General features: G+C 72.2%; 2 pseudogenes. Both read right to left on the reverse strand.

What is annotated here, in order from left to right:
* Nucleotides 1-288: pseudogene (locus CQZ88_RS31565) on the reverse strand (helicase); the annotation flags it as partial.
* A 166-nt stretch (nt 289-454) separates the two neighbouring features.
* Nucleotides 455-665: pseudogene (locus CQZ88_RS21800) on the reverse strand (DoxX family protein); the annotation flags it as partial.

A 665-nucleotide genomic window follows, 5' to 3' on the forward strand; every position in this document is an offset into this window, starting at 1 on the left:
CCGCCAGTCCAGCAGCAGCGGCTCGTAGTCGTTCGCCTCGTCGAGGATGCCGATGCGGCCGATGTACCGCACCTCGGTCCCGTCGCCGTCCTCGCCGTCGCGCACGTCGATCCGGCCGAAGCACAGCCCGTGCTCGGCCGCGTCGTATTTCGCGATGTCCTCGGTGTACAGCTGCGTGAAGGACTCCCGCTCGCTGCGGGCCTGCGGAGTGCCGCCGGTGTCGAGCAGCACCCGGCTCAGCCGGGTCTTGGCGTAGGCCCGCATGGAGTCGAGGTGGCCGTACAGCATCGACAGGTAGACCTGCTCACGCTCATGGTCGGGGTGGGACAGGCCATCGGCCGGCAAGGGGTCTCCTCGGGGTCGGACGGGCGGCGGGTGCGTCGCCACGAAGTGCCCAAGAAGTCTAGTGGCGGTCCCGCACCGGCGCAGAATCGCCGGGTGCGGGACCGTGCTGTCAGCGCTGCAACTGCAGGCGGGCGCGGGTGAGGGCCTCCTCGGCGCGGTGACGGGCCTGCTGCGCCAGCAACAGGGAACGCTCCTCCGCCGTCAGCGCCCGCTCGCGGGCGACCTTCGCCAGCTCCGGGCCGCGCTCACGGGCCGTGCCCCACAGCAGCGAACTCCGTTCCCGGGCGACCTCGGCGAGTTCGGGTCCGCGTTCGCGGGCG

Source organism: Rhodococcus sp. ENV425, from assembly GCF_002887785.1.
Taxonomy (GTDB): domain Bacteria; phylum Actinomycetota; class Actinomycetes; order Mycobacteriales; family Mycobacteriaceae; genus Rhodococcus; species Rhodococcus aetherivorans.